Annotated in this window: 23 protein-coding genes and 1 pseudogene; 17 read left to right on the top strand and 7 right to left on the bottom strand. The window is 56.6% G+C overall.

Annotated features, from left to right (window positions below; genetic code table 11):
• Positions 1 to 76 precede the first annotated feature (76 nt).
• Positions 77 to 895: a PPK2 family polyphosphate kinase gene (locus B9Z41_RS14470; RefSeq protein ID WP_100147787.1), complete on the top strand. Its 819-nt coding sequence runs from the start codon at positions 77 to 79 to the stop codon at positions 893 to 895.
• 80 nt (positions 896 to 975) lie between these two features.
• Here B9Z41_RS14470 and B9Z41_RS14465 read toward each other — a convergent pair whose 3' ends face one another.
• On the bottom strand, positions 976 to 1,842 hold the full coding sequence (locus B9Z41_RS14465) for an NYN domain-containing protein (RefSeq protein WP_100147844.1): 867 nt from the start codon (positions 1,840 to 1,842) through the stop codon (positions 976 to 978).
• Positions 1,843 to 2,267: 425 nt separating this feature from the next.
• Positions 2,268 to 2,621, bottom strand: a complete 354-nt coding sequence (gene uraH, locus B9Z41_RS14460) for a hydroxyisourate hydrolase (protein ID WP_100147843.1) — start codon at positions 2,619 to 2,621, stop codon at positions 2,268 to 2,270.
• Positions 2,622 to 2,728: 107 nt separating this feature from the next.
• Here uraH and B9Z41_RS14455 point away from each other — a divergent pair, with 107 nt between their 5' ends.
• The 16 genes and pseudogenes from B9Z41_RS14455 (at position 2,729) to B9Z41_RS14380 (ending at position 18,636) form a co-directional block, all read left to right on the top strand.
• Complete coding sequence (locus B9Z41_RS14455; RefSeq protein ID WP_100147786.1) at positions 2,729 to 3,397, top strand: GntR family transcriptional regulator; 669 nt, start codon at positions 2,729 to 2,731, stop codon at positions 3,395 to 3,397.
• A 13-nt stretch (positions 3,398 to 3,410) separates the two neighbouring features.
• Entirely contained in the window at positions 3,411 to 4,385 is a 975-nt protein-coding gene (gene puuE, locus B9Z41_RS14450) for an allantoinase PuuE (RefSeq protein WP_100147785.1), read from the top strand.
• Positions 4,386 to 4,406: 21 nt separating this feature from the next.
• Positions 4,407 to 6,188 (top strand): 2-oxo-4-hydroxy-4-carboxy-5-ureidoimidazoline decarboxylase, encoded by a 1,782-nt coding sequence (uraD, locus tag B9Z41_RS14445; RefSeq protein ID WP_100147784.1) that lies wholly within the window; start codon positions 4,407 to 4,409, stop codon positions 6,186 to 6,188.
• Positions 6,189 to 6,215: 27 nt separating this feature from the next.
• Positions 6,216 to 7,508 carry a M20/M25/M40 family metallo-hydrolase gene (locus B9Z41_RS14440; RefSeq protein WP_100147783.1) on the top strand — a complete coding sequence of 431 codons (1,293 nt, stop codon included), beginning with the start codon at positions 6,216 to 6,218 and terminating at the stop codon, positions 7,506 to 7,508.
• Positions 7,509 to 7,638: 130 nt separating this feature from the next.
• Positions 7,639 to 7,917 (top strand): type II toxin-antitoxin system RelE/ParE family toxin, encoded by a 279-nt coding sequence (locus B9Z41_RS14435; RefSeq protein ID WP_100147782.1) that lies wholly within the window; start codon positions 7,639 to 7,641, stop codon positions 7,915 to 7,917.
• The gene (locus B9Z41_RS14430) at positions 7,917 to 8,228 is read left to right on the top strand and encodes a HigA family addiction module antitoxin (protein WP_100147781.1); all 312 of its coding nucleotides are present in this window, start codon (positions 7,917 to 7,919) and stop codon (positions 8,226 to 8,228) included. The genes B9Z41_RS14435 and B9Z41_RS14430 overlap by 1 nt, the downstream gene beginning before the upstream one ends.
• 118 nt (positions 8,229 to 8,346) lie before the next feature.
• Positions 8,347 to 8,556, top strand: a pseudogene (locus B9Z41_RS14425) (IS3 family transposase); the annotation flags it as partial.
• A 348-nt stretch (positions 8,557 to 8,904) separates the two neighbouring features.
• On the top strand, positions 8,905 to 10,392 hold the full coding sequence (locus B9Z41_RS14420; RefSeq protein WP_100147780.1) for a nucleobase:cation symporter-2 family protein: 1,488 nt from the start codon (positions 8,905 to 8,907) through the stop codon (positions 10,390 to 10,392).
• A gap of 315 nt (positions 10,393 to 10,707) precedes the next feature.
• Positions 10,708 to 11,742 (top strand): ABC transporter substrate-binding protein, encoded by a 1,035-nt coding sequence (locus B9Z41_RS14415; RefSeq protein ID WP_100147779.1) that lies wholly within the window; start codon positions 10,708 to 10,710, stop codon positions 11,740 to 11,742.
• A 14-nt stretch (positions 11,743 to 11,756) separates the two neighbouring features.
• A complete protein-coding gene (locus tag B9Z41_RS14410) occupies positions 11,757 to 12,581 on the top strand; it encodes an ABC transporter ATP-binding protein (protein WP_100147778.1) in 825 nt (274 codons plus the stop codon).
• 5 nt (positions 12,582 to 12,586) lie between these two features.
• The gene (locus B9Z41_RS14405; RefSeq protein WP_100147777.1) at positions 12,587 to 13,354 is read left to right on the top strand and encodes an ABC transporter permease; all 768 of its coding nucleotides are present in this window, start codon (positions 12,587 to 12,589) and stop codon (positions 13,352 to 13,354) included.
• Between the two features lie 206 nt (positions 13,355 to 13,560).
• Positions 13,561 to 14,136 carry a hypothetical protein gene (locus tag B9Z41_RS14400; protein WP_100147776.1) on the top strand — a complete coding sequence of 192 codons (576 nt, stop codon included), beginning with the start codon at positions 13,561 to 13,563 and terminating at the stop codon, positions 14,134 to 14,136.
• A gap of 8 nt (positions 14,137 to 14,144) precedes the next feature.
• Positions 14,145 to 15,779, top strand: coding sequence for an ion transporter (locus B9Z41_RS14395; protein ID WP_100147775.1), 1,635 nt, complete (start codon positions 14,145 to 14,147; stop codon positions 15,777 to 15,779).
• An 83-nt stretch (positions 15,780 to 15,862) separates the two neighbouring features.
• Entirely contained in the window at positions 15,863 to 16,774 is a 912-nt protein-coding gene (locus tag B9Z41_RS14390; protein WP_100147774.1) for an ion transporter, read from the top strand.
• Positions 16,775 to 16,782: 8 nt separating this feature from the next.
• The gene (locus tag B9Z41_RS14385; RefSeq protein ID WP_100147773.1) at positions 16,783 to 17,745 is read left to right on the top strand and encodes an ion transporter; all 963 of its coding nucleotides are present in this window, start codon (positions 16,783 to 16,785) and stop codon (positions 17,743 to 17,745) included.
• Between the two features lie 57 nt (positions 17,746 to 17,802).
• Complete coding sequence (locus tag B9Z41_RS14380; protein ID WP_100147772.1) at positions 17,803 to 18,636, top strand: urease accessory protein UreD; 834 nt, start codon at positions 17,803 to 17,805, stop codon at positions 18,634 to 18,636.
• A 27-nt stretch (positions 18,637 to 18,663) separates the two neighbouring features.
• Here B9Z41_RS14380 and urtE read toward each other — a convergent pair whose 3' ends face one another.
• The 5 genes from urtE to B9Z41_RS14355 form a co-directional block, all read right to left on the bottom strand.
• Entirely contained in the window at positions 18,664 to 19,356 is a 693-nt protein-coding gene (urtE, locus tag B9Z41_RS14375; RefSeq protein ID WP_100147842.1) for an urea ABC transporter ATP-binding subunit UrtE, read from the bottom strand.
• Between the two features lie 52 nt (positions 19,357 to 19,408).
• A complete protein-coding gene (urtD, locus tag B9Z41_RS14370; protein ID WP_100147771.1) occupies positions 19,409 to 20,281 on the bottom strand; it encodes an urea ABC transporter ATP-binding protein UrtD in 873 nt (290 codons plus the stop codon).
• Positions 20,278 to 21,387 (bottom strand): urea ABC transporter permease subunit UrtC, encoded by a 1,110-nt coding sequence (urtC, locus tag B9Z41_RS14365; protein WP_100147841.1) that lies wholly within the window; start codon positions 21,385 to 21,387, stop codon positions 20,278 to 20,280. The genes urtD and urtC overlap by 4 nt, the downstream gene beginning before the upstream one ends.
• A 19-nt stretch (positions 21,388 to 21,406) precedes the next feature.
• Positions 21,407 to 22,984, bottom strand: coding sequence for an urea ABC transporter permease subunit UrtB (gene urtB / locus B9Z41_RS14360; RefSeq protein ID WP_100147770.1), 1,578 nt, complete (start codon positions 22,982 to 22,984; stop codon positions 21,407 to 21,409).
• Between the two features lie 63 nt (positions 22,985 to 23,047).
• On the bottom strand, positions 23,048 to 23,649 hold a 602-nt coding region (locus B9Z41_RS14355), incomplete at its 5' end, for a transporter substrate-binding protein (protein WP_158236194.1).

Raw genomic sequence — 23,649 nt, 5'->3', positions numbered from 1 at the left:
GTATGCCACTTGGTATACAAATAAATCAGGTCTACAGCGCACTAAATAGCTAAATCGACCGCCCTACACTGAGCCTATGGAACACAAAGACTATTCTCCTTGGCGCGTCAAATCCAACAGCAGCCTCAAGCTGCGCGATATCGAGACTTTGCCCTCGCCCAAAGACTTGCCCACCGATGAGGCATGGCAAAGCAGCATGCACAAACTCGGCGACAAGCTCAACAAGCTACAAGGCACTTTGCATGCAGGCAAAAGCAAGGGCTTGCTGCTGGTCTTGCAAGGCATGGACACTGCGGGCAAAGACGGGGTGATTCGCAGCGTCTTCACCCACATCAGTCCTTTGGGCGTGCGTGCCGAGGCCTTTGGTGCGCCCAGCGACTTAGAAAAAAGTCACGACTTTTTGTGGCGCATCCACCAGAAGACGCCTGTGTTGGGGGAAATGGTGATTTTCAACCGCAGCCATTACGAAGATGTGCTGGTCACGCGTGTGCGCGGCTGGGTGAAAAAAGACACCTGCGAAAAACGGTTTGATGACATCAAGCACTTTGAGAGCCTGTTGTCTGATTCGGGCATCACCGTTCTCAAATGCTATTTACACATCTCCAAAGCCGAACAAAAAAAGCGTTTGCAAGCGCGCCTAGACGACCCCCACAAACACTGGAAGTTGCAGCCCTCAGACTTTGAAGACCGTCAACTGTGGCCCAAGTTTGCCGAGGCCTATGAAGACGCGCTGTCGGCCACCAGCACACCCGACGCACCTTGGTATGTGGTGCCTGCCGACTCCAAACCCTACCGCGACTTGTTTGTGGCAGACCTGTTGGTGCAAACCTTGGAAAGCATGAAGCTGGAGATGCCCAAGCCTTTGTTTGACTTGTCAAAAGTCAAGCTGGACTGAGCGATAAAAACATGGTTAAAGGTTGCCGACACACCCCTGGGCCACGCGCGGTAGCAGCGCTACACCCAAGTTGAAGACTCTCAGCCCTGCAAGTCATCTAAAAACTCAGGTGCTGGTTTTACGCTGGTAACAAGTAAATGGTCTTCACGAGTCGGTCGTTTGAGACCTGATTGCAAAGCATCAATGTGTTCAAACAAATCATCGTTCACCTTTTGCCAAAGAGGATCGAGGATGAACTCCATGCCTTCACGGCGAGCGAGTTTGGCTGCAGGCACAAAGTCGCTATCACCTGCCACCAACACGATGGTGCTGACTTGTTGCTTCAAGGTCAGGCTGGCGATGTCGATGGCAATGCGCATGTCCACGCCTTTTTGACGCAGGCCAAGAGCCACATCACCCGCCCGCAAGCTTTGCCAAAAGTCATGGGCACTCAAGAGCTGTCGCGCTTGCTCAGTACTGAGTTGCAATTGCACAGGCTCAGCGGGGTCCACGACTTGTTGTAGTTGCCCTGTCAGACATTGAAGCGGGGCTAATTGCACCCGAGTTTTCAGTGCCGATTTGGTCAGTCGCGGAGACAGCATCCAATCGTGTTCACGATTGACTTTGCCAAGGCGCAACGCCAGTTTTCGTTCTTTACGCAACTGCTCGAAAAGCTGATGTCTATTTAGCGCAACATCCGACTTACCGAAGTCAATTAATTTGTTATCGACAGGATGGTGGGCTTTACCGTCATAGGGTTGGGCGTCATAAAAGAAAACGCGATAAAGGTGCTGCTGCCATAGCTTGCCACTACCTCCTTTCAGACGCATCACATGAGTAAAACAAAGCTGACGGACACAGCGTGCAATGTTCTCTGGCGTGTCGCATCGATGAGCGGAAACCAATTTTCCTAAACGTTTAAGAAAGAAACCACCGTCAATGAGAATGGCAATTTGCTGGCTACTCATGCCACCACCTTGCATTGGAAGCCTGAAATGAAGAAGCCCCAGGGGTTCGGCACACTCTCAGGATAAATGAGAGGGCGTACTGCCAAGGGGCGAATGTGCTTTGAATTGTACACACGGGGCTTGAGCATCGTCGTCTCCCTGTTAACCCTGACGCAGATGGACTTGCGCAACGCAAGAACACCGCTGACCATTTTCTTGATGCCAGGAAAATCGTTGTCGGTGTCGCACTCTGAAACTTCATAAGCCGTATTCACACGACATCACACTTAAGTGCTTTACCAATACCTATATTTCCCGCCGGTTAAACGTAAGCGGGACTGGATTCAAAAGACCATCATTAAGGTGGACTGACCTCAGCTGTCTGAAAAAGCCACTTGAAATACCAAGACAGCATTTCAAGCTTCAACGCATAGAGCACCTAAAACTCAAGACCCCCGATAGGTCGAATAACTCCAGGGGCTGACCAGCAAAGGCACGTGGTAATGCTGGTCGGTATGGGCCACGCCGAAGTCCAGGATCACTTGGTCTAGGAAGTTAGGTTCTGGCAAAGCCACGCCCTTGGAGGCGAAGTAACCCTTCACGTCAAACACCAGTCGGTAGGTGCCCTTCTTCAGGCTGTCGTTGTCATACAGCAGGCCATCTGGGTTGCGACCATCGTGGTTCAGGGTGAACGATTTGACCAAGCTGGCTTGGCCATTGGCTGTGGTGAACAAAGACACCTGCATGCCTGCGGCGGGGCCACCGTGCATGGTGTCTAAAACGTGTGTGCTCAATCCCATGTGTCGCTCCAAAAAAGAGATGGCAACCAAAACGGTTGACTGAAAGTGTATACAGTTTTTGTATTTGAAGCTATCATTGAACAATAACGACCTTGCCGGAGACTCTCATGGACAGCTCAACCGCCACCCGAAGCATTGTGGATGCGATGACCAAGGCCATCGTGGAACACCGCCTGCACCCAGGCACCAAACTGGCCGAGCAAAAACTAGCCGATCACTTTGGCGTGTCACGCACCTTGGTGCGCCAGGCCTTGTTTCAGTTGGCACAAAAACGCCTGATTCGCATGGAGCCCGCACGCGGCGCCTTTGTGGCCACCCCCTCTTCCGACGAAGCGCGCCAAGTGTTTGCCGTGCGCCGCATGCTCGAAGCCGAAATGACGCGCAACTTTGTGCGTCACGTCACGCCAGCCCAAATCAAAGCCCTCAAAGAACACGTGGCGCAAGAAAAAGCCGCGGTGAGCAGCGGCGATGTGCCAGGCCGCACCGACTTGTTGGGCGACTTTCATGTGCGCATCGCCGAATTGATGAACAACCAGGTGCTGGCCCAAATGCTGGGCGAGTTGATTTCACGCTGCGCGCTGATCACGCTGATGTACCAAAGCACCCATGCCGCGGAACACTCGGCAGAAGAGCACGCCGACATCATCAAAGCCATTGCCGCCAAGGACGAGAAGTTGGCTGTGCGCTTGATGGACGAGCACCTGCGCCATGTGGAAGAAAACCTCACCCTCGACCGCAAAGTGCCCAGCAACGACATTGCCATGGCCTTGGCCTGAACCGGAACACCCCATGTCTAACCCCCACGCCATTTACAACAGCACCGCCCCCTACCCGCGCGACTTGGTGGGCTATGGCCGCACCCCCCCGCATGCTCAATGGCCAGGCCAGGCCCGCGTGGCGGTGCAGTTTGTGTTGAATTACGAAGAAGGCGGCGAGAACGCCACGCTGCACGGCGACGCGGGCAGTGAGATGTTCTTGAGCGAGATGTTCAACCCACCGAGCTTTCCCGACCGCCACTTGAGCATGGAAGGTATTTACGAATACGGTTCGCGCGTGGGCGTGTGGCGCATCTTGCGCGAGTTTGAAAAACGCGGCCTGCCCTTGACCGTGTTTGGTGTCAGCATGGCGTTAGATCGCCACCCCGAACTCACGGCTGCATTGGTCGAGATGGAGCACGAGATTGCCTGCCATGGCTTGCGCTGGATCAACTATCAAACCATCGATGAGGCGACAGAGCGGGCGCATCTGGAACGCGGCATTGAGATCATCGAGCGTTTGACGCACACCACCCACGGCAACTCGATCCACGGCGCGGGTTGGTACACCGGACGCGACAGCCCCAACACACGCCGGCTGGTGCTCGACCATGGCGGCTTTGAGTACGACAGCGACTACTACGGCGAAGACCTGCCCTTTTGGATGCAAGTGCAAAAAAGCAATGGCGACATCGCGCCGCACTTGGTGGTGCCCTACACGCTGGACTGCAACGACATGCGCTTTGCCTTGCCACAAGGCTTTAGCCAGGCAGAAGACTTCTTCATCTACTTGCGCGACACCTTTGATGCGCTCTACGCCGAAGGCGAAGACGCCCCAAAGATGATGAGCGTGGGCATGCACTGCCGCTTGCTGGGCAAGCCCGGACGCATCGTGGCGCTGCAAAAGTTTTTAGACCACATCGCCAAACACGACCGTGTGTGGGTGGCGCGGCGCATTGACATTGCCCGCCACTGGAAGCAAGTGCATCCCTACCCAGCCAACGTCTAACCGCCTCCGCAGGACACCGCCATGAGCACCACGCACATCACGCTGAACCAGATCAACACCCTGCCCCGCGCAGAGGCCGCAGCCTTGCTCACAGGCTTGTACGAACACTCGGATTGGATTGCCGAGCAAGCGCTTGACGCGCGCCCTTTTGCGTCTGCTGCCGCTCTCAAACACGCCATGGTCGAGGTGCTCAACCGTGCGGGCCGTGACGCCCAAGTGGCCCTGGTACGTGCCCACCCTGAATTGGCTGGCAAAGCCATGGTGACAAAAAGCCTCACCGCTGAATCAACGAATGAGCAAAGCAAAGCGGGGTTGACCGACTGCACCCCCCAAGAATTTGCTCACATCCAACAGCTCAACGCCAGCTACAACGCCAAATTTGGGTTTCCCTTCATCCTGGCGGTGCGTGGCCCACGCGGTGCGGGCTTGACGCGCCAACAAATCATTCAAACTTTCGAACGTCGTCTGGACAACCACCCCGACTACGAATTGGCTGAGTGCTTGCGCAACATCCACCGCATTGTGGAGATTCGCCTCAACGACAAACTTGGCTACCAACCCACACTGGGCCACGAGGTGTGGGACTGGCACGAATGGCTGGCCCAATTCAGCGATGCAGACGACGCGCTGACCGTGACCTATCTGACCGATGCCCACCAGAAATGCGCCCGCACGATTGAACTGGGGCTTCAAGCCTGCGGCTTTGACGATGTGCGCATTGACGCGGTGGGCAACGTGGTGGGCATCTACAAAGCAGCCACCGAGAACGCCAAAACCTTGATGACCGGCTCGCACTACGACACGGTGCGCAACGGCGGCAAGTACGACGGACGCCTGGGCATTTTTGTGCCCATGGCCTGCGTGCGTGAACTGGCCCGCGCTAACCAGCGTTTGCCCTTCAACCTGGAAGTGGTGGCCTTTGCAGAAGAAGAAGGCCAGCGTTACAAAGCCACCTTCTTGGGATCGGGCGCTTTGGTGGGCGACTTCAAACACGAATGGCTGGACCAAGCCGATGCCGACGGCGTGACCATGCGCCAAGCCATGCAACAAGCGGGCTTGAAACTGGCCGACATCCCCAAGCTGGCCCGCGATGCATCCAAGTACCTGGGGTTTGTGGAAGTGCACATCGAGCAGGGGCCGGTGCTCAACGAGCGCGATCTGCCGCTGGGCGTGGTGACCTCGATCAACGGCAGCGTGCGCTTTGTGGGTGAAGTCAGGGGCATGGCCAGCCACGCAGGCACCACCCCCATGGACCGCCGCCGCGATGCAGCAGCAACCGTGGCCGAACTGGCCTTGTATGTGGAGCAACGCGCTTTGCGCGACCGCGGTGCTGACGGCCAATGCAACGCCGTGGGCACAGTGGGTTTGCTGACGGTGCCAAATGGTTCGATCAACGTGGTGCCAGGGCGCTGCCAGTTCAGCCTGGATTTACGCGCTCCCACCAACGGACAGCGCGACCTGTTGATGCGCGATGTGCTCAATGCTCTGCAAACCATTTGCACCCGCCGTGGCGTGCACTACACGCTGGAAGAAACCATGCGTGCCAGCGCCGCCCCCAGCGCACCGCAGTGGCAAGCGCGCTGGGAAGCCGCCGTGCAAGCCCTGGGCGTGCCCTTGTTTCACCTGCCCAGCGGCGCCGGGCACGACGCCATGAAGTTGCATGAGGTGATGCCCCAGGCCATGCTGTTTGTGCGTGGCCAAAACGCAGGCATCAGCCACAACCCGTTAGAGAGCACCACCAGCGACGACATGCAGTTGGCCATCGACGCCTTCATGCACTTGCTGCACAACACCCACGCTTGAACCTGCGCACCCCACCACGAGACACCCATGACCGACCACAACCACAACGCCGCCTACGCCCAACTCGATGCTTGGATCGACGCCCACTTTGACGAACAGGTGAAGTTCTTGCAAGCCTTGGTGCAAGTGCCCACCGACACACCACCCGGCAACAACGCGCCCCATGCAGAGCGCACCGCTGAATTGCTGAAAAACTTTGGCTACGTTGCCGAGAAACACGCCGTGCCCAGCGACGAGGTGAAGGCCTATGGCCTGGAGAGCATCACCAACCTCATCGTGCGCCGCAAGTTTGCCGATGGCGGCAAAACCATTGCCCTCAACGCGCATGGGGACGTAGTACCTCCAGGCGAAGGCTGGACCCACAACCCCTACGGCGGCGAAATTGACAACGGCGCCATGTATGGCCGTGCCACCGCCGTGAGCAAAAGCGACTTCTCAACCTTCACCTTTGCCACACGCGCCTTGGAATCTTTGGGCCTGCCTCAAGAACCAGGAGGGCAGCCGCTGGTGCAGCTGCGTGGCGGCGTGGAACTGCACTTCACCTACGACGAAGAATTTGGCGGCGAAAAAGGCCCCGGCTGGTTGCTGGCCCAAGGCCTCACCAAGCCAGACCTCATGATTGCCGCAGGCTTCAGCTACCAGGTGGTGACCGCACACAACGGTTGTCTGCAAATGGAAGTCACCGTGCAAGGCGAAATGGCGCACGCTGCCATTCCCGACAGTGGCACCGACGCGTTGCAAGGTGCCGTGCACATCTTGAACGCGCTGCACGCACTCAACGCGGACTACCTGAAAACCACCTCCAAGGTGGAAGGTATCACCCACCCTTACCTCAACGTGGGCCAAATCAGCGGCGGCACCAACACCAACGTGGTGCCGGGCAAAGTGGTGTTCAAACTTGACCGCCGCATGATTCCCGAAGAGAACCCCGTCGAGGTGGAAGCGTCGATTCGCAACACCATCGAAGACGCAGCCGCTTCATTCAACCCACCGCGTGGCGGCAAGCAACTCAAGGTCGACATCAAACGCCTGTTGCTGGCCAAAGCCATGGTGCCACTCGCGGGTAACCAGCCCTTGGTGGACGCCATTCAAAAACACGGCGAGCAACTGTTTGGCGAACCTATCCCCGCTGTGGGCACCCCGCTCTACACCGATGTGCGTTTGTATGTGGAGCGTGGCATTCCCGGCGTGATTTACGGGGCAGGCCCGCGCACCGTGCTAGAGAGCCACGCCAAGCGCAACGACGAACGCGTGATGCTGGAAGACGTGCGACGCGCCACGAAGGTGGTGGCGCGGACGTTGTTGGATTTACTCAGCTAAAGCAGTCAGCACATAAATGCGGATACGGCCCTCATGGGCCGTATTTTTTTGAGCGCCACATTTGCACGCCATTCTTTTTGAATGCAAAGATGAATTCATAAACATTTTGTAAACCCATGATTTACACTTTATGATCATCAGCTTCAAACATAAAGGCCTCGAAACTTTTTTTCACACCGGCAGCGTTGCTGGCATCCAAGCCATTCATCGCAAACGATTGCGTGAAGCGCTAACTGTGTTGAACGTGGCACAAGGACCAGAAGACTTACAGCGTCCTTCTTGGCGAATACATCAATTGCGCGGTGACCGAAAGGGGTTCTATGCAATTTGGGTTCAAGCCAATTGGCGACTGACTTTTCGATTCATAGACACAGACGTTGAACTGCTCGACTACTTGGACTATCACTGATGGCAACTTTAAAAATGCACAACCCCGCATCCCCTGGTGAACTTTTGTCAGGCTGGTTAAAAGACCTGCATATGAGCGTGACTTTGTTTGCGTCTCACATTGGCACCAGCCGCGTCATGCTCTCGCGGGTGGTCAATGGGCGCTCGGCCATCAGTGCCGATATGGACTTGCGCTTATCCGAGGCCCTCGGTACTACACCTGGCCACTGGCTGGCCTTGCAGCAGCAACGCGATCTTTGGACCGCGCAGCAGCTTGCCAAGAAACGCAAGCGCATCAAACCGCTCACCCCAACGCTCAAAAGTACGAGCTAAAAGAAAACCCGTCTTTTGCACGTCTGCTTTGCAGCAGAACCTTGGCCGAGACCAAGACGTGTGGCGGGTGAACCGCCCCGGGAACCGAGGAGGCTCCAACCTTTGAGAAGGTGGAGCCATGAACAAGATAAACAAGTTTTCCCCCGAAGTCCGGGAGCGTGCGGTGAGGCTGGTGCAGGAGCACCGAGGCGAATATCCCTCGCTGTGGGCGGCTGTTGAATCGATTGCGCCCAAGATCGGCTGTTTGCCCCAGACGCTGCTGGAATGGGTCAAGCGCGAGGAAGTCGACAGTGGGCAACGCGAGGGACTGAGCACCAGCGAGCGTGACCTCTGCAATGGGCGTGAGCTACTCATCGAGTTGAAAGCCACACTTGAGTACTACTTCGTCGCGAACGGCTTGCGCGTCGAGCGTGTTGAACAAGCTGGCCTCTTTGTCGGCAATGAAGGCTTTGAACACGGCGAGTTGTTCGGCTTTGTTGGCGTTGGGATCAGGCGCGAAGTCGGCACGGGGGAAGGCGCTCTTTTGCAGCGTTAACAAGCCAGCGAACAACGATTGCCCGTGGCGTGATGCACTACTTTTAGCTCATTAAATCGTCCAGTAAGGGTTTCCCGTTATGCAGCTTACATACAAAACTGTATACAGTTTGCCCCGTAACGACCTTGTAAGGACCCCCCTATGACCCAATCCACCCATCCCGTCGATGAACGCTTGCCCAACAGCAAACTGGCAGCGTTAGGACTTCAACACGTGCTGGTGATGTACGCCGGCGCTGTGGCTGTGCCTCTGATCGTGGGTCGAGCGTTGAAGCTCAGCCCCGAGCAAGTGGCGATGTTGATCTCGGCCGACTTGTTTGTTTGCGGCTTGGTCACACTCATTCAGTCGTGGGGTGCCACACAGTGGTTCGGTATTCGCCTACCGGTGATGATGGGCGTGACCTTTGCCGCTGTGGCACCGATGGTGTCGATGGCCAATGCCAACCCGGGCGACACGGGCGCGCAACTGATTTTTGGTGCCATCATTGGCGCAGGTGTTATCTCCATCTTGATTGCACCGGTCGTGAGCCGACTGCTGCGGTTTTTCCCGCCAGTGGTGACAGGCACCATCATTGCTGTGATCGGTATCAGTCTGATGCGCATTGGCATCAACTGGATTTTTGGCAACCCCTTTGGCCCCACGGCACCATCGATCGTGAATCCTGAGCATGCCAAGTGGCTGGCAGACGCTGCCGCCGCTGCCTCAGCACCCGGGTCTGTTGTGCCCCCAGTCCCTAAGGGCTTGGCCTTGGTGGCGCAAATACCCAACCCCAAATACGCCGACCTCACGGGCGTGGGCATTGCCGCACTGGTGCTTGGCTCCATTTTGTTGATCGCCAAGTACGCACGTGGCTTCATTGCCAATATTTCGGTGCTGTTGGGCATCATCATTGGCGGTATCGTCGCCACGTCCTTGGGCCTGATGAATTTCGACAAGGTGGGCAAAGCTGCCTGGTTTGACGTGGTGCTGCCCTTCCAGTTCGGCATGCCTGTGTTTGACCCCGTGCTCATCTTGACCATGACGCTGGTGATGATTGTGGTGATGATCGAATCCACGGGCATGTTCCTGGCCTTGGGCGAAATGACCGACCGTCATGTGGACCGCGCCGCCTTGACGCGTGGTTTGCGCACCGATGGCCTGGGCACCTTGATTGGTGGCATCTTCAACACCTTCCCCTACACCAGCTTCTCGCAAAACGTGGGACTGGTAGCGGTCACTGGTGTGAAGAGCCGTTTTGTCTGCGTGGCAGGCGGCATGATCTTGATCATCTTGGGCGTGATTCCCAAAATGGCCGCCTTGGTCGAGTCACTGCCCACCGTGGTGTTGGGTGGTGCAGGCTTGGTGATGTTTGGCATGGTGGCGGCCACCGGCATTCGCATCTTGGGTGGCGTGGACTTCAAGAACAACCGCTACAACAGCTTGGTGGTCGCGATCTCGGTGGGCATCGGCATGATTCCACTCATCGCACCCAACTTCAAGCAATGGATGCCGCACAACCTGCACCCGCTGATTGAGTCAGGCATCTTGCTGGCATCCTTGTCGGCAGTCTTGCTGAATCTGTTTTTCAATGGCGTGAGCGAAGACGACTCAGCAGCCATCGAAGCAGCGCGCCAAGCCGACAGCCACTGACCCCTGCGCAACGGTTGCACAACCGCTACATTCTCAAAGGCCCGCATTGCGGGCCTTTGTTTTTTGGCAAACATCCTGGCAACAACATTGTTTGGCGCGCCCTGCGATGGGTCACCCCTTGCGCAAGATTGGCACCAGACAAGTGCAAGCAACCAAGGGTAGACCCACCCGCGGGGAACCCCAAATCATTCGCGCCCCAAATTCGCGCACAATTTGCCCCTGAATGGTAGGTCTGTGGTTTTGTAACTGGCACCCTTATTGCAAGACCATTGCATACAACTTTGTTCACTCTTTTCGCCCTTCAGGAGCACCCCCATGATCAAACGCGACTTTTTTAAAACCACTCTGAGCTTGGCCTTGATGGCCGGCTTTGGCATGGCTCAAGCCCAAACCACGCCCATCAAGTTCCAACTCGACTGGCGCTTTGAAGGCCCTGCCGCTTTGTTTTTGGTCCCTGCTGCCAAAGGCTATTTCAAAGACGCCAAGCTCGACGTGACCGTGGATGCTGGCAACGGTTCTGGCGGTGCCGTGACCCGTGTGGCTTCGGGCACCTACGACATGGGTTTTGCTGACTTGGCAGCCTTGATGGAATTCAACGCCAACAACCCCGACGCGCCCAACAAGCCAGTGGCCGTCATGATGGTCTACAACAACACGCCCGCTTCGGTGATGGCGCTCAAAAAATCAGGCATCAAAACGCCTGCCGACTTGAGCGGCAAAAAGCTCGGCGCTCCGGTGTTTGACGCAGGCCGTCGCGCCTTCCCGATTTTTGCCAAAGCCAACAGCGTGACCAACGTGGCTTGGACCGCCATGGACCCTCCTTTGCGCGAAACCATGTTGGTTCGTGGTGATGTGGATGCCATCACAGGCTTCACCTTCACCTCCTTGCTCAACATCGAAGCACGTGGCGTGAAAGCCGAAGACGTGGTGGTGTTGCAGTACCCCGACTACGGCGTCAAGCTGTATGGCAACGCCATCATTGCTAGCCCCAAACTGATCAAAGAAAACCCAGCGGCCATCAAAGCTTTCTTGAGCGCCTTCACCAAGGGCATGAAAGACGTGATCGCCGATCCCAAAGCAGCCATCGAAACCGTGCGCGCACGTGACGGCATCATCAACAGCGAACTCGAAACACGCCGTTTGCAACTGGCCATTGACACCGTGATCAACAGCCCAGATGCACGTGCCGAAGGTTTTGGCCAAGTCAAAGGCCCACGCTTGTCACTCATGGCCTCTCAAGTGTCTGATGCGTTCAACACCAAAAACCGCGTCAATGCAGACACCATTTGGAACGGTAGCTTCTTGCCAACAGCCAAAGAACTCGACATCTTGCCCAAGCCCAAGAAATAAGCGACACGGACAAGATGACTACCCCTGCTGACAACTTCGTCGACTTTCAAAACGTCTGGCTGGCCTACAACGACGAGTTGCTGGCGCAAAACCACTTTGCAGTGGAAGACATCAACCTGCAGGTCAAACAAGGCGAGTTCATCGCCATCGTTGGACCTTCAGGCTGTGGCAAGTCCACCTTCATGAAGCTCACCACTGGCTTGCGCAAACCAAGCCGAGGCAGCATTCATGTGGATGGTCAGCCCGTCAACGGGCCCCTCAAGATCAGTGGCATGGCGTTTCAAGCGTCTTCGCTGCTGCCTTGGCGCACGACGCTCGACAACGTGCTGTTGCCGCTGGAAATTGTGGAGCCCTACCGTTCCAACTTCAAAGCCAAAAAGGCCGAGTACGAAGCCCGTGCCATCAAGCTCTTGCAGACCGTGGGTTTGGGTGGCTACGAGCGCAAGTTTCCATGGCAACTCTCAGGTGGTATGCAGCAACGCGCCAGCATTTGCCGTGCGCTGATTCATGAGCCCAAGATGCTGTTGCTCGACGAGCCTTTTGGCGCGCTCGATGCCTTCACGCGTGAAGAGTTGTGGTGCACCTTGCGTGACTTGTGGACGGAGCAAAAGTTCAACGTCATCTTGGTCACACACGATTTGCGCGAGTCGGTGTTCTTGGCCGACACGGTCTACGTGATGAGCAAGAGCCCGGGCCGCTTTGTGGTCAAACGCCACATCGACCTGCCGCGTCCACGCGATCTCGAAGTGACCTACACCCCCGAGTTCACCGACATCGTGCACGAGCTACGCGGCCACATTGGCGCGATCCGCAAAACCGGCGCAGTCATTCAGCAATAAGCACCATGAATCAAAAACAAATCGAACGTTGGTCGCCTTGGGCGCTGCTGGTCCTCACCTTGCTGCTGTGGCAAGGGCTGTGCTCGGCTTTTTCTGTCTCTGAATTTGTCTTTCCAAGTCCGCTGCGGATTTGGGAGCAAATGGTGGAGTTCCGCGACGTCATTGCCGCCCACGCCTGGCGCACGTATTGGGTGACCATGGCCGGGTTTGCTTTGGCCATCGTGGTGGGTGTGTTGCTGGGTTTTGTCATCGGCAGCTCGCGCATCGCCTATGCCGCGGTGTATCCGTTGATGACGGGCTTCAATGCCTTGCCCAAAGCGGCCTTTGTACCGATCTTGGTGGTGTGGTTTGGCATTGGTGTGGGCCCGGCCATCTTGACCGCGTTCTTGATCAGTTTCTTTCCCATCATGGTGAACATTGCCACCGGCCTGGCCACCTTGGAGCCAGAGCTGGAAGACGTGCTGCGCGTGCTTGGTGCCAAGCGCTGGGACGTGTTGGTCAAAGTGGGGTTGCCACGCTCCATGCCCTACTTTTACGGCTCACTCAAAGTCGCCATCACCCTGGCCTTTGTGGGCACCACCGTGTCTGAAATGACAGCCGCCAACGAGGGCATTGGCTACTTGCTGATCTCTGCGGGATCAGCCATGCAAATGGGTCTGGCGTTCGCTGGGTTGGTTGTTGTGGGTGCCATGGCCATGGTGATGTACGAGCTTTTCAGCTACGTAGAAAAGCACACCACGGGGTGGGCACATCGCGGTTCACAAGGCGAGTAAGTCTTCGTATTTACATGCTCAGGGCACCCTTTGTGGTGCCCTTTTCACGAGGGTGCGAACTTTATAAGTCATCAAAAGTTACAAGTTCAATTAACTCGACAAATATTCAAAATAATTAACAAAATTACGAATATCATTCTCGCCCATTGGCCCGAGGCTGTGCCTAGCACAGGCTGTCGGCTTTTTCAACGCAATGGCACAGAAGTATGAAAACGTCGAACGATCACACGCCACAGGTCCCGCATCTGGGCCCCACCACCACAGACTATTTCTTCCTGGCTTTCTTAGCCTTGGTACTCGTCGCAGTCACGTGGCTGGGCATCAAAAACTACGGCGAAGGCCTGAAAACAGAAACCTCCAAATTGAATGGTGAAACATGGGCCGCATGGATGACCGAAGCGGGCACCACACGTTTTGATGAGAACACCAAACACCCGGCCTGCAAAGGTGGCGTCAAGCCCGGCGCAGATGCCAAGCCAGATGCACCAGGTACCTGGGGCGCGTGTTTGAAGTATTTGATGACTGAGACCGAGTTGAAAGACTTGGTCAACCCTTTCTTCAAAGAGCCACCCAAACTGATCGCGCAATGCGTGCCTTCTGACCGCAGCACCCCGGGTGCCATCGTCATTGAAGACTTGATGCCCACACCCGCAGGCTCCGCCTTGCCATTTGTGGCGAGTCAGTTGGTCGAAGCAGACCCGATTGATTACAAGATGCAACTGCGCATCACGGTCTGCGACAAAGGTGGCTACCCCATCAAAATTACTGAACTCGAATTCTGAGGTTTGACATGGACAACAAAAGCCAATTCCTCAAAAACCTGAACATTGAAGCCATCTTGGGTGGCCAAGATGACGAGGCAAAAATTGATCGTCACTTGCCCATGCGCAAATGGCTGTATTCATGGTTGCTGGACCCGCACATCCCTGGCAACTTTCAAAAAGACATCGACAAATGGATCAGCTACCTGATCATTGCCAACCTCTTTAGCTTGATGTTCGAACACGTGCCTGCGGTGTTTGAACCCAACAAGCACTGGTTTGAGTTCTTCGACATTTTTTCTGTGGCCGTCTTCACCATTGAATATGCCTTGCGCTTGTATCTCGCGCCCGAGGATGAAGAGTTCAAAAACAGAAAGAGCGCACGTTTTGGGTTCATCACCAGCCCGTTTGCCATCATCGACTTCTTGGCGGTGGCACCGTTCTATTTGAAAGCCTTCATCCCGATTGACCTGCGCGTGCTACGGTTCTTGCGATTGCTGCGAATTTTGAAACTGTTTCGCGTGGTGGTGCCTGCGATTCAAGAGTTCAAAGAGCTCAACAAAGACCGCACGTTCCGCCAAAAAGTCCACGCACTGGTGTACCCCAGCCCTTACGGCGGCACCATGCAAAACATTTTTGAAGTGTTCATTGCCGTGTGGGTGCTGCTGTCTGTATTGGCCGTGGTGCTGGAGTCTGTACAAAGCATTCAGTACATCCTGAATTTGCAATTTGTCGTGCTGGACGCCTTGGCTGTGGCCATCTTCACCGTGGAATACTGCATGCGCATTTACTCATGCGTGGAAGAACCTGGCTTCAAAGGTGCCATCTCAGGGCGCATCAAACAAGCCAAAACGCCCTCGACCGTGATCGACTTTTTGGCGGTGCTGCCTTTCTTTCTGGAAGTGTTCTTGCATCACCTGTTCGACTTGCGCTTCTTGCGGGTGTTCCGTTTGGCACGACTGCTCAAACTCACTCGCGGCAGTGATGCCACTGCCACCTTGTTCAAAGTCGTGGTGCGCGAATGGCCCGTGATGAGCGCATCGGCCTTCATCATGTTGCTGCTGGTGATCTTGACGGCCAGCTTGGGCTATCTGTTTGAACACGACGCACAGCCCGACAAGTTTGAAAACATTCCCACCTCGATTTACTGGGCCGTCATCACCTTGGCGTCGGTGGGCTATGGCGATATCTCGCCGATCACCCCCATCGGTCGCACGCTGACCATCATCTTGGCCTTGCTAGGCATTGGTATTTTTGCCATCCCTGCAGCCTTGTTAGCTTCCGCCTTCAGCGATGAATTGGTCAAAGAACGTGACGCCCTGAAAGCCAATCTGTTCAGCATCCTCAAAGACGGCAAGATTGACGATGAAGAAGCTGCTTTGATTCGCTCAGAAGCCAAGCGGCTGCACCTGACCAACGAAGAGATCAATGCCCTGATCGACCAAGTGATCAAAGAGCATGAGCTGGAAGAACGAAGCCCTCTGCCCGTGCACAAAATCGCCGAAAGTCCGGCACTTGCGGTGGAGCATTTCAAAACTCTGCTCGGCCAAATTCGACAACTGGGCATTCACACCGACACAGCCAAATTCGAAGCCACGGCCCAAGCCGGCGCGTTGAGCGAGAAAGAAATGGCGCTGTGGCAAAGCATTCAAAACCGAAGCTGAAACACCGCGCTTGACCTGTGACACAGAGCGGGGCTTGGTCTGCCCGCTCTGACCTTGACGACCTTGTATAGAAATTTTTGACGATGATCACCGGCCTACAACGCAGCCTCATGGAGATCCTGGATGGATCGCCCAAGCACACGCTCAGCAGATATGTGGAGTGGCTCATCACCACCGTCGTGCTGGTCAATTGCTCGGCGGTGATCTTGGACTCGGTGCCCGAGGTACATGCCGAATTCAAAGAGTTCTTCCACGAATTGGAGTTTTGGAGCGTGATGTTCTTCACGGCCGAGTACGTGCTACGCGTCTGGTCTTTGGGTGTGCGCTTCTCTGCGGAAGAAGGCGGCGCCTGGAAGGGTCGCCGTGGCTACATCTTCAGCTCGTTTGGCCTGATCGACTTCTTTGCCACCATGCCGCATTACATGCACATGTTCTTTCCGTATCTGGACTTGCGCATCTTGCGGGTCTTGCGACTGCTGCGAATCTTGAAGCTGTCCAAATACAACACCGCGTTGCAAGACTTGTTTCATGCCGTGTACTCCGAACGTCAAGCCTTCGGCTCTGCCGTCTTCTTGCTGACGATTGCCACCATCGTGTCGGCCTCGCTGATGCACTTTGCCGAGGGTCATGAGCAGCCAGAGTTTTTTGGCACCATCCCACACTCGATTTATTGGTCCATCATCACCATCACCTCGGGCTACGGCAACGTCGAACCCATGACCAAAGCCGGCGAAGCCATTGCGCTGATCACCGGCTTCTTGGGCGTGTGTATGGCCGCCATCATGACCGGTATCGTGGCGTCGGCCTTCTCCAACCAAGTGGCCCGCAAGAAAGCTGCGTTTGAAGCACAGCTGCGCGAAATCTTCTCTGACGGCAACATGTCTGACGAAGAACAAGCCAGCCTGAAACGTTTGCAAGCCCACTACCGCCTGACCGACGAGCAGGTGGAGGCCATGCTGCAGCGCGCACAAAACAAAACTTTGAAAAACGGCTGAGCCCTGCCATGACGACCGTCTCCACACCCCCAACCCACACCAGCGCTTTGAAACGCATCAAGCGTCGCACCTACGAAATTCTGGAAGGTGCCGTGCCCGACAAGGCCAGCCATTTCTGTGAAATCTTCATTGCCGTGCTGGTGGTGGCCAACGTGATCGGCATCATCTTGGAGTCGGTGCCTCACATCCACGAAGAGTTCGAACACATCTTCCACGCCTTTGACGTCTTCAGCGTTGCCGTGTTCTCCATCGAATACGTGCTACGCGTCTGGTCGTACAGCGAAAAATACCACGCGGTAGAAGACTCGCCTTGGCGCGGGCGCAAAGAGTACATGTTCAGCTTCTACGGCCTGGTTGACTTCTTCAGCACCGTGCCGTTTTACTTGCAACTGTTATTCCCAGGTGCCGATTTGCGCGTGCTGCGCATGTTCCGCCTGATGCGAATCTTCAAACTCTCGCGCTACAACAGCGCCTTCGAAGACATGGTGGCTGCGGTCAAAGCGGAGCGCGATTCATTTTCGTCGGCTGTGTTTTTGCTGTTCATCAGCTGCTTGTTGTTCTCGTCGCTGATCTACATCATCGAAGGCCACGACCAGCCCGATGTCTTTCCCTCCATCCCTGCGGCCATGCATTGGTTTGTCATCACCATCGTCTCAGGCTGGGGCAACGTCGACCCGGTGACGTTTGTCGGCACCATCCTCGTGATACTCACTCAGGTGCTGTCCATCGCCTTGGCCGCTATCTTGACCGGTGTGGTGGCCACGGCCTACACCGCGCAGGTGGAGCGTCGCGAGGCTTTGTACGAAATGGAAGTGCGCTCGGTCTTGGCTGACGGCGTGATCACCGAAGAAGAAAAGACCAAGCTCAAAACCATGCAGGCCAAATTTGGCATGTCGGATGACCAGGTTGAATCCATCGTCAACCAGATGGACGAAGAGCGCCGACTGGCCGATAGCCACGTCAACAAATAAGCGCGTGTCACAGGCCACGCACACCGGTGTGTGTGCGTGCTTGGGTATCATCCCAGCATGACCGGTTGGCACGCAAAACTCTCTCTCGCTTATGCCACCTCGGGCCCACGCACCGTGGTCCGCTTCGAGCACCAAGGCCCTTTGCGCGTGCTGCAAAGCCTCTATCCCGAAGGCGATCGCGTGTGCCACAACGTGTTGGTACACCCCCCAGGCGGTTTGGTGGGTGGCGACACCTTGGACATCCAGGTGCAACTCGACACCCACAGCCATGGTCTTATCACCACCCCCGGTGCCACGCGCTTTTACCGCAGCGAAAACGGCTTGGCCACCCAGCAAGTTCACGCGCAATTGGGTGAACACACCCGGCTGGAGTGGCTGCCGCTAGAGACCCTGGCCTACAACGGCTGCCATGGGCTCAACCAAGCCACGTTTGACATGGCCCCCAGCGCCGAGCTGATGGCTTGGGACATCACTGCGCTGGGCTTGCCCAACGCCAATTTGCCGTTTGAGCAGGGACAACTGCAACAGCACCTGGAAATCAAAGGCGTGTGGTTAGAGCGTGGGTTGATTGACGCGCAAGACCTGCGCTTGCTCAACGGCCCCTTGGGGCTGGCAGGCCAGCGCTGCATGGCCACCTTGGTGTTTGCCTGCGGTGCTGACTTGAACCGCGAGCGGCGTGAGCTGGCCCTGAGTGTGGCGCGCGAAGCCTTGGGTGAGGCCGTGCCTGGCGTGCAAGCGGGTGTCACCTCACCGCACCCGCGTGTGGTGGTGCTGCGCACCCTCTCGCCCTTGGTGGAGCCCGCGCAACAGCTGCTACGCGCCGTGTGGGCCGCTTGGCGCAAAAGCTTGTGGCAGATGGGTGACACACCGCCACGCATCTGGGCCATGTAACAACTGATCCGACAGCAGGAAGGTGGCTTAAATGGCCACCAACTGGCGCACCCCGTTGGCTTGCATGTCGCGTCCCGCGCCACGGGCAATCACCTCACCGCGCTCCATCACCAAGTAGTCGTCGGCCAGCTCTTCGGCAAAGTCGTAATACTGCTCGCACAACAAGATGGCCATGTCGCCACGGCCTGCCAACATGCGGATCACGCGGCCAATGTCTTTGATGATGCTGGGCTGAATGCCCTCCGTCGGTTCGTCCAACACCAACAGCTTGGGCCCAGACGCCAGGGCACGCGCAATCGCCAGCTGTTGTTGCTGCCCACCCGACAAGTCGCCACCCCGGCGGTGCAACATTTGTTGGAGCACCGGGAACAGTTCAAACAACTCGGCAGGAATGTCGGTGCCTGCGGGCTGCGTGGCCAGCCCCATGCGCAGGTTGTCTTCCACCGTCAAGCGGGCAAAAATTTCGCGCCCTTGGGGCACGTAACCAATGCCCGCACGTGCACGCTCATAGGGTGCGGCGCGTTCAATCGCTTGGCCGTTGAATTGAATGCTGCCATTGCGAATCGGCACGGCACCCATGAGCGATTTGAGCAGCGTGGTCTTACCCACGCCGTTGCGCCCTAGCAGCACGGTGATGCGGCCTAAGTTGGCTTCAAAACTCACATCACGCAAGATGTGTGAGCCGCCGTAGTACTGGTTGACGTTGGCCACTTGGAGCAGTGGCGGGTGTGTGTTGGTCATTGAATTCATCGTCCCTGTTCGTCGACTTTGTTCATCGGCCCAAATAGACCTCAATCACACGCTCATCGGCTTGCACCTGATCGAGCGTGCCCTGCGCCAGCACCGAGCCGTCGCACAACACCGTCACGATGTCCGAGATGGTGTTGATGAAGCTCATGTCGTGCTCCACCACCATCAGCGAATGTTTGCCTTTGAGAGTCAAGAACAACTCCGCAGTACGTTCGGTTTCAAAGTCAGTCATGCCCGCCACCGGCTCGTCGAGCAGCAACAGCTTGGGGTCTTGCATGAGCAGCATGCCAATCTCCAGCCACTGTTTTTGACCGTGGCTCAGGTTGCCCGCTTGGCGCGTGACGCTGTCTTCCAGATGGATGGTGTGCAGCACCTCACTCAAGCGGTCACGTTGAATGCCGTTGAGTTTGAAAAACATGGAGGCCGCCACGCCTTTGTGCGTCTTCAAGGCCAGCTCCAAGTTTTCAAACACGCTCAGATGTTCAAACACCGTGGGCTTTTGAAACTTGCGGCCAATGCCCAGCTGGGCAATTTCGGGCTCGTTGTGACGCAGCAAGTCGATGGTGCTGCCAAAAAACACCTGCCCCGAATCGGGCTTGGTTTTGCCCGTGATGATGTCCATCATCGTGGTCTTGCCCGCACCGTTGGGGCCAATGATGCAGCGCAACTCGCCCGGGGCGATGTCGAGTGACAGATGGTTGATGGCCTTGAAGCCATCGAAGCTCACGTTCACATCTTCCAAATACAAAATGCGGCCGTGCGTCACGTCCAGTGAGCCAGGCTCATGCACACGGCCATAACCTGCGCTGCGGTCGCCCGAATTCACCTCAGGCGTCACACGCGCTTGGTGGGCAGCCAGGCGCTCAGAGCCTTGTTCAAACAGATCGGGGGTCATGCTTTGTCTCCTGCACGCTTGTTGAGCCAGCCCATCACACCTTGCGGCAAATACAGCGTCACCACAATGAACAGCGCACCCAAAAAGTACAACCAAAACTCAGGGGCTGTCACCGTCAACCAGCTCTTGGCACCGTTGACCAAGAAGGCTCCCACGATGGGGCCAATCAAGGTGGCACGTCCACCCACTGCGGCCCATACTGCCATCTCGATGGAGTTGGCGGGGCTCATCTCGCTCGGGTTGATGATGCCCACTTGTGGCACATACAAAGCCCCTGCAATGCCACACATCACAGCCGAGATAACCCAGATGGTCAGCTTGTAGGGCAAGGGCGAATAGCCCGAGAACATGACCCGACTCTCGGCATCGCGAATGGCTTGCAGCACACGGCCAAATTTGCTTTGTACCAACCAGCGGGCAAACAAGAAGCAAGCCAGCAGCAAGACGGAGGTCAGCACAAACAAAGTCATGCGCATGCCGGGGGTGGCAATGGGCAAGTCCAAGATGCGTTTGAAATCGGTGAACCCGTTGTTGCCACCGAATCCAGTTTCGTTGCGAAAGAACAGCAGCATCGCGGCAAACGTCAAGGCCTGCGTGATGATGGAGAAATACACGCCTTTGATGCGCGAGCGAAAGGCAAAGTAACCAAACACCCAGGCCAGCACACCGGGCACGGCCACGATCAAGATCAAAGTGGCGATGAAGCTGTCGCTGAAGGTCCAGTGCCAAGGCAAGGTTTTCCAGTCAAGAAACACCATGAAGTCGGGCAAGTTGCTTTTGTAGTTGCCGTCGGTGCCAATTTGGCGCATCAGGTACATGCCCATCACATAGCCGCCCAAGGCAAAGAACAAGCCGTGCCCCAGCGACAAAATACCGGTGTAGCCCCAGATCAAATCCATCGCCAAGGCGCAGATGGCATAACACATGATCTTGCCGATCAAGCCCACCGCGTAGTCGCTCATGTGGAACACGCTGTCAGCGGGCACCCACAGGTTGAGCACAGGCACCACCGCGCACAGCGCCACCACAGCGGCCAAGAAAAAAGCCCATCCAACGCGCCCCAGCAACGCAGGGGCCCCAGGCAAAGTCACAGGAGTTGCATTCATAGAAGTGGTGTGGTTCATGTCAAGCCTCCGCACTGCGGCCCTTCATGGCAAACAAGCCTTGCGGTCGTTTTTGGATGAAGACGATGATGAACACCAGCACCGCAATTTTGGCCAACACGGCCCCCGCCAGGCCTTCGAGCAATTTGTTCATCAGACCTAGGCCCATCGCGGCGTACACCGTACCCGCCAGCTGGCCCACACCCCCGAGCACCACGACCATGAACGCGTCCACGATGTAGCTCTGTCCCAGGTCTGGGCCCACGTTGCCGATTTGGCTCAGTGCGCAACCCGCCAAACCTGCAATGCCGCAACCCAGCGAAAACGCATAGGTGTCGATGCGTGCCGTGTTCACGCCCAGCGCTGATGCCATGGGTCGGTTTTGCGTGACACCACGCACAAACAAACCCAGGCGTGTTTTGCCAATCAACAAGGTCATGCCCACCAGCACGCACAGCGCAAAGGCAATGATGACCAAGCGGTTGTAGGGCAGCGACAAGTTGGCCAGCAGCTGCACGCCACCACTCATCCACGATGGGTTTTCCACGCCCACGTTTTGCGCGCCAAACACCGTGCGCACCCCTTGCATCAACACCAAGCTGATGCCCCAGGTGGCCAGCAAAGTCTCTAGCGGGCGACCATACAAATGGCGCAGCACGGTACGCTCCAGCACGGCACCCACCACAGCCGCCGCCAAGAACGAGGCTGGCACAGCCACCACCAAATAGGCATCAAACGCGCCTGGCAGGTACTGACGGAACAAGCCTTGCACCACGTAAGTGGCATACGCGCCAATCATCATCAACTCGCCGTGGGCCATGTTGATCACGCCCATCAAACCGTAGGTGATGGCCAGCCCCAAGGCCACCAGCAACAAAATAGAACCCAGGCTGATGCCGGTGAACAAAGCACCCAGCTTCTCGCCCCAATTCAACGCCGATTGGATGGTGCGCAACGACGACTCCAATTGCGCGCGCACTTGCTTGTCGTCTTCTTGGCTCAAGCGCTGGTTGAGCAGCAACTGGGTGTCTGGGGTTTGGCTCTCGGCCAAGGCCTTGGCAGACGCCAAGCGCTCAGCCACCTTCTCGCTGTTGAGCAGCACAGCGGCACGGGCCAACAACATTTGTGTTTTGACCTTGGCATCGGCTTCAGCGCCCAAGGCTTTTTCCAACATGGCCAGCTTGGTCGGGTCTGGCTCTTTGAGCAAAGCATTCACCGCAGCCAAGCGCTTGGCCGCGTCGGGGCTGAGCAACTGCAAGGCCGCCAAGGCGGAGTCCACCTCGCCGCGCATGCGGTTGTTGTTGATCACATCCTCCGCGCCCTCGGGCAAAGCCATGGTGTTGCCGGTCACCGGATCTGTGGCTTGGCCATCGCGCACCACCAACACCTGAGCGCCATGGAGCTTGACCGCATCGTCGGCCATGGCCTGCAAGAAAGCAGCTGTTTTTTCATCGGGCGAGGCCAAGGCCTGCTGCAACGCGGTGATGCGTGCATCCGTCTCGCCCACTGTCAAGGCACGTGCCTGCTCTGCGGTCAACGCATGGGCATGCGCCCCCCACAGCAGTCCACAGGCAATTCCCAAAAAGGCCAATCGATTCATCGACATTCCAGTAAAAAAGGGGAGAGCAGCGCCCTCCCCCAAAGTTCATCCCTAGGAAAACGCTTACTTCTTCACAGGTTCATCAGGCTTCTTGTCGTTGCCTTCAATGAACGGGCTCCATGGCTTGGCCTTGACAGGACCGGGTGTCTTCCACACCACGTTGAATTGGCCATCGGCCTTGATCTCGCCAATGAACACCGACTTGTGCAAGTGATGGTTCTTCTCATCCATCTTGCTGGTGATGCCGCTCGGTGCCGTGAAGGTCTGGCCCGCCATGGCCGCAATCACCTTGTCCACATCGGTGCTCTTGGCCTTCTCGACCGCTTGCTTCCACATGTTGATGCCGATGTAGGTGGCTTCCATCGGGTCGTTGGTCAGTGGCTTGTCCTTGTGACCCGCAATGCCCTTGGCCTTGGCGTAGTCGCTCCACTTCTTGATGAAGGCATCGTTGGTCGGGTTCTTGATGCTCATGAAGTAGTTCCATGCCGCCAAGTGGCCCACCAGAGGCTTGGTGTCCACACCACGCAGCTCTTCTTCACCCACGCTGAATGCCACCACGGGCACGTCTTTGGCCTTCAAGCCTGCGTTGCCCAGTTCTTTGTAGAACGGCACGTTGGAGTCACCGTTGATGGTGGACACCACGGCGGTCTTGCCACCGGCTGAGA

Origin of the sequence: Limnohabitans sp. JirII-31, from assembly GCF_002778315.1 — a bacterium.
Lineage (GTDB): Bacteria > Pseudomonadota > Gammaproteobacteria > Burkholderiales > Burkholderiaceae_C > Limnohabitans.
This window is presented reverse-complemented; position numbering and strand designations above follow the sequence as displayed.